Below are 5536 nucleotides of genomic sequence, written 5' to 3' on the forward strand. Positions count from 1 at the left end.
GCCATCAACCGCTTCATCCGCGAATACAACGCCTCCAGTCCCAAACCCTTCGCATGGAAAGCCAACCCTGGCGATATCATCGCAGCTCGGAACCGTGGGTTCCAAACGTTGGAGTCAATCCACTAGAATGGCCCGTGCCTATGCCTCAATCATCCTGAAGGCCCCGGTTGAGACCGTGTGGTCCCTCGTGCGTGACTTCAACGGTCTGCCGAACTGGACGGCGGTGGTGAAATCCAAGATCGAGAACGGCCTTGATTCGGATGTCGTGGGCTGTGTGCGGTCCTTCCATCTCGCCAATGGCGCGCATGTACGCGAGCGGCTCCTGATGCTGGATGATGCGCGCCATTGCTTCACCTATAATTTCGAGAAACCGGCCTTTCCGGTGAAAAACTATCTCGCAACACTCCGGCTCTACCCCGTGACCCATACGGACCAGACCTTCGCCGAATGGGAAGCCACTTTCGACGAAGCGCCCGGCGATGAAGGCAAGTATGTGAAGATCGTCTCCAACGATGTCTTCGCCGCCAACTTCAAGTCGCTCGCCGCGCTGATCGCCAGGACGAAGCCCGCGACGCCCGCAGGTGCGGTGCGCTGGAAGGCGTGGGCGCCCAACAAGGTGTGGACCTCGCGCGTCATCAAGGGGCCGGTGGACGAGGTGTGGACGGTGATGCGTGATTTCGCCGGCATGGGCGGCTGGCATGAGGAAATCACCAAGATGCAGATGCTGAAGCGCCAGCGCGCCGACAAGGTTGGCGGCATCCGCGACTTCTATTTCGGCGCGGGGCACCTGCATGAGGAACTCCTGCACCTGTGCGACATCACGCGGAGCTTTTCCTACCGAATCACCAAATGCGACATCCCGTGGATGAACTACGTGTCAGGTCCCCGGTTGTGGCCGGTGACGGCGGACAACAGCACTTTCGGCGTCTGGACCGGCGACTGGGTGGCCAGCCCGCAGGATGACCTGACGCTGATCCCCAACACCGAGCAGAACGTCTACCAGCGTGCATTTGCAACGGTGGAGCGGAATTATTTCGGGAAGAAGAGGAAGGGGTAGCAATTGACGTCATCCCGGCGAAGGCCGGGAACCAGCTTCCTTGTGGCCGCCAAAGCTGGACCCCGGCCTTCGCCGGGGTGACGCAAACTTGGGGTGGCTAGCGCGCGTTGCGACCAGGTGGACTCACCTGGTCGAAAAGAACTCGCGCAAGATCATGCTCAATCAGTATGGAACACGTCCTCCATCTCCGCCCACCATTCCCCTTCCTTCCGTGTCTCAAAGGGAACCTGCATGGGGTCGGTGATGATCCACCATTCCTTCATGCGCGGGGCCTCCGCCATCTTCTTCATGTCGGCGTCGAAGTCCGTGCCGTGATATTCCCAATAGGCAAAGAGCAGGTTTTCCGGCTCCTTGAGGAAAATCGTGTAGTTGCGGATGTTGCTGTCGCGGATGGCCTTGAGCACCTCGGGCCAGACGGCGGCGTGGATGCGCTTGTACTCCGGAATGATCTCAGCCTTGAGTCTGATGACCCGTCCCATTCTCTGCATGGCCTTCTTGCCTCCCTTGCCATTGACCGATTGCCCGGCTCCAAGCAAAGATTGCCAAAAATGGGAGTTTGTACAATGGGCGAATGGGGAAAGAGATTCTCACTCGAGGGAAAGCGCGCACTGGTCACGGGAGCCACCAAGGGCATTGGCCTCGAGACCTGCAAGGTGCTGGCTGATGCCGGTGCCGATATCGCAGCCGTGGGCCGCGATGCCGCGGGGCTGGCGGAAGTGAAAGCGGCTGTTGAGGCCAGAGGGCGCCGCTGTGTAGCGATCGCTGCCGACATGGCGACCGTCGACGGACCCGCGCAAGCCGCCGCGCAAGCGCTCGCCGCCTTCGGTACCATCGATATCCTGGTGAACAATGCCGGTGTGGCCCTGGTCGACACGCTGCTCGACGCCAAGGTCGCGGATTGGGATACCACCATGGCCGTGAACCTCCGCGCGCCCTTCCTGCTGGCGCGTGAACTGGTGCCCGCCATGATGGCGCAGAAGGCGGGCAAGATCATAAATGTCTCGTCGCAGGCAGGCGTTGTCGGGCTTGATGCGCATGGCGCGTATTGCGCGTCGAAAGGCGGCCTCAACCTGCTCACCAAGGTAATGACGGTGGAGTGGGCGAAGCACAACATCCAGATCAACACCGTATGCCCCACAGTCATCCTCACGCCGATGGGCGAGCAGGTGTGGGGCCAGCCCGAAAAGGGTGATCCGATGAAGGCCAAGATTCCCGGCGGCCGCTTCGGCAAGCCCATCGAGGTGGCGGATGCGATCCTGTTCCTCGCCTCATCCGCCTCCGACATGATCTGCGGCCATGACCTGCTGATCGATGGGGGCTACACGGCGATATGAGCAACAGCCCCTCGCAGTAGGTCAGTCGGGCGTTAAGCTGATGTTGGGCGTGGCTGTTGCCGCCAGCCGCGCCTCTTCGCCGCGCTGGCGGCTGTCGAGCGAGATGATGGCAAGGCCGGCAAGCGCCACGAGCCCCATGCCGGCCATGGCGAGATGATTCGGGATGTCGCCGAACAGGACAACGCTCGATAGCACCGCCCAGATGGTGAGTGTGTACATGAAGGGCGCGACTGTGCGCGCCGCCGCCATGCGATAGGCGACATAGAGCAGAAAGTGGCCGGCAACCGCGGTGGCGCCCGCTATGATCATCAGCAGGGTTTCACGCATGTCGGGCATGCGCGGCGTCTCGAAGGCGAGTGTGCCGATGCCGCCCGCGGCGCCGAGAACCACCAGAAGCGTCAGTGTGGCAACAAGCGGGGGCACGTCGCGGGGGGCGCGTGGCGTGATGAGGTCGCGGGTGGCCGCGGCCATCGGGCAAAGGAAGGCGAGCATGGCGTAGAAAGAGGAAGCACCGCCGCCGGGCTGGGCGACCAGAAGTGCGCCCGCAAGGCCGAGCAGGATCAGCGTCAGGCGCATGCGCCCGGGCTCCTCGCCGCGCAAGGCCCAGGCGCCAAGCAGCACGAAGAGCGGAGCCGTCTGGGCGATCGCCACCAGATCGGCGATGGCGATGAAGCCGAGGCCCAGCGTGAAGCTGACATTGGCAACGACCTCGAGGAGGCCGCGGCTCACCAGCCAGCCGTTGAACATGCGCTTCAGATGGTGAGCCTGGCCCAGCGCCACGATGAGGCTGAGGCAGATCAGCACCGAGGCGATGCCGCGCATCAGCATCAGTTGGCCTAGCGGCGCATCCGCCAGCGCCAGCTTCATGCAGCTGTCGGAGGTGACGAACATGCCCATCGCGATCACCATCGCGAGGATGGCGCGCAGATTGCCGGGGCTGTTCATGATGGGCGGATTGCCACAGGGTGATGCGTTTAGCCGGCCTTGCCGTCCGTGGGGTCGAGCAGGCGGTGAAGGTGGACGATGAAATAGCGCATCTGGGCGTTGTCCAGCGTCTCGCGGGCCTTGGCCAGCCAGGCCTGGTAGGCCTCGGCGTAGTTGGGGTAGAAGCCCACCACGTCGAGCTTCGCCAGGTCCCGGAAGGTGACCGATTTCACATCGTCGAGCTCGCCCCCGAAGACGAGGTGGAGCAGCTGGGTATCGGGCTTGGCGGGGTCTTTGGTCATGGGGTCCTCAGAGCTTCGATCAGCGCCGCATGGCGCTTCGCACCTGCAGCAATGAGGCCTTGCTGCCACGGCTCGGGGCGGTTGTAAATGTATCCTTCACCGGAAGACGAAGACACGGCTCCGCCGGCCTCGATGACGAGCAGTTCGCCCGCCGCGAGGTCCCAGTCGTGGCGCTTGCCGATCGAGACAGCGCCGTCGAGGCGGCCCGCCGCCACATAGGCCAGCCGCAATTGGAGCGGCAGCTGGCCGCTGGCATCACCCGTGATGCCGAGATGGGCGAGGCCCGAAAGCGCCTTGCGGTTCCCGGCGATGACGGCGCCCTCAAGCCCCATCGAATCAGCAATCAGGAGCTGCTCGCCGTTGAGCCTCGCTCCTTCGCCCACCGTTGCGGCATAGAATTCGTCGCGCAAGGGCCTGTAGACGGCGCCGAGCACCGGCCGCCCGCCGATGGCGAGGGCTGCCGCCACGCACCATTCCTTGCGGCCCTCGATGAAGGCGCGGGTCCCGTCGATGGGGTCGATGATCCACAGCTTTTCCTGCGCCATGCGGCCCTGCGGCATGTCGGGCGTCTCTTCCGACAGCCAGCCATAGGAGGGGCGGGCGGACTTCAGCCGTTCCGCCAGAAGGTCGTTGATGGCGAGGTCGCCCTCCGTCACCTGTGAGCCATCGGGCTTGGTCCAGCACTGGAGGCCACTGCGCGCCGACAGGCTGCGGCCCAGCTCCCCCGCCTCGCGGACGGCGTCGAACAGCAGGGTGGCGTCGTCCTTCAGCGCGTCAGATGCCGGCAATGGTCAGCCCCTCGACAAGGCAGTTGGGGGCGTTCACCGAGGCGCGGAACTCGAGGTTGCTCGCCGGTTGGAGCGTCCTGAACATGTCCTTGAGGTTTCCCGCGATGGTGATCTCGCTCACCGGATAGGTGAGTTCGCCATTCTCGATCCAGAAGCCCGAGGCGCCGCGGCTGTAGTCGCCCGTGACGGTGTTGATGGAGGAGCCGATGAGTTCGGTAACGTAGAGGCCCTGGGAGATCGCCTTGATCTGATCCTCCGGCGACGGGGCGCCTGGGGGCAGATAGACGTTGGACGTCGACGGGCCGCCGCGGGAGCCTTGTCCCGTGGGCGGAAGGCCCAGCTGCCGGGCCGAGCGCAGGTCGAGCACCCAGCCGGTGAGCACGCCGTTCTCGACCAGGTTCCGCCGGTGGCAGGCCAGTCCCTCGCCGTCGAACGGGCGCGAACCGTGTCCGCGCCGGATGAAGGGATCCTCGAGGATGGTGATATGGGAACCGAACACCTGCTGGCCCAGCTGGTCCTTGAGGAAGCTTGTGCCGCGCGCGATGGCAGCGCCGTTGATGGCCCCCAGGAGATGGCCGATCAGGCCGGATGCGACCCGCCGGTCATAGATGACCGGCACGGACTGCGACCTGACCTTGCGCGGATCCACCCGCTTCACGGCACGCTCGCCCGCGTTGCGGCCGATGGTTTCGGGGTCGCGCAGGTCTGCGAAGTGGGCGGCGGCGGAATAGTCATAGTCGCGCTGCATGGCGAGGCCTTCGCCTGCGATCGCCGACATCGAAAGGCCCGTGCCAGTGCGGCGGTAACCCTGGGAGAAGCCGTTGGAGATGACGATGCCGACCGAGGTCTCTGACCGCGAGGCGCCGGCACCTGAAGATTTGGTCACGCCCTTGACCGCAAGGCCCGCAGCCTCGGCACGGCGCGCGAGGTCCTCGAGGCCCTTGGGGTCCGGCAGGTCATCGGCGGCGAGGTCGAGGTCGGGGATGCTGGTTGCCAGCTGTCCAGGCTCGGCGATCCCGGCATGGGGGTCGGGCGGGGCGAGCCGCGCCATGTTGAGGGCGGTTTCCGCGAGACGGTGGATCGCCTCCTTCGTCAGCACGCTTCCCGAGATGGTGGCGGAGGACTTGCCCG

Annotated in this window: 7 protein-coding genes and 1 pseudogene; 3 read left to right on the top strand and 5 right to left on the bottom strand. The window is 64.7% G+C overall.

All coding sequences use genetic code 11. The annotated features are described in order from the left end of the window. Together ACILRA_RS19035 and ACILRA_RS19040 are read left to right on the top strand one after the other, a co-directional pair. Positions 1–126, top strand: a pseudogene (locus ACILRA_RS19035) (IS630 family transposase); the annotation flags it as partial. Position 127: 1 nt separating this feature from the next. Next, entirely contained in the window at positions 128–1057 is a 930-nt protein-coding gene (locus ACILRA_RS19040; RefSeq protein WP_395663639.1) for an SRPBCC family protein, read from the top strand. A gap of 158 nt (positions 1058–1215) precedes the next feature. On the opposite strand, the gene ACILRA_RS19045 is transcribed toward ACILRA_RS19040, so the two are convergent. Then, entirely contained in the window at positions 1216–1545 is a 330-nt protein-coding gene (locus ACILRA_RS19045) for an L-rhamnose mutarotase (protein WP_395663640.1), read from the bottom strand. Positions 1546–1620: 75 nt separating this feature from the next. Between ACILRA_RS19045 and ACILRA_RS19050 the strand changes: the two genes are divergently transcribed. Further along, positions 1621–2391, top strand: coding sequence for an SDR family NAD(P)-dependent oxidoreductase (locus ACILRA_RS19050; RefSeq protein ID WP_395663641.1), 771 nt, complete (start codon positions 1621–1623; stop codon positions 2389–2391). 21 nt (positions 2392–2412) lie between these two features. Here ACILRA_RS19050 and ACILRA_RS19055 read toward each other — a convergent pair whose 3' ends face one another. The 4 genes from ACILRA_RS19055 to ACILRA_RS19070 all read right to left on the bottom strand — a co-directional run. Continuing rightward, a complete protein-coding gene (locus ACILRA_RS19055; protein WP_395663642.1) occupies positions 2413–3336 on the bottom strand; it encodes a DMT family transporter in 924 nt (307 codons plus the stop codon). A gap of 29 nt (positions 3337–3365) precedes the next feature. Continuing rightward, a complete protein-coding gene (locus tag ACILRA_RS19060; protein WP_395663643.1) occupies positions 3366–3617 on the bottom strand; it encodes a DUF4170 domain-containing protein in 252 nt (83 codons plus the stop codon). Further along, positions 3614–4405: an inositol monophosphatase family protein gene (locus ACILRA_RS19065; protein WP_395663644.1), complete on the bottom strand. Its 792-nt coding sequence runs from the start codon at positions 4403–4405 to the stop codon at positions 3614–3616. The genes ACILRA_RS19060 and ACILRA_RS19065 overlap by 4 nt, the downstream gene beginning before the upstream one ends. Then, positions 4392–5536: TldD/PmbA family protein (locus tag ACILRA_RS19070; RefSeq protein WP_395663645.1), on the bottom strand; the 1145-nt coding region annotated here is incomplete at its 5' end. The genes ACILRA_RS19065 and ACILRA_RS19070, both read right to left, overlap by 14 nt.

The sequence above is a fragment of the Aestuariivirga sp. genome, assembly GCF_044239095.1.
GTDB lineage: Bacteria > Pseudomonadota > Alphaproteobacteria > Rhizobiales > Aestuariivirgaceae > Aestuariivirga.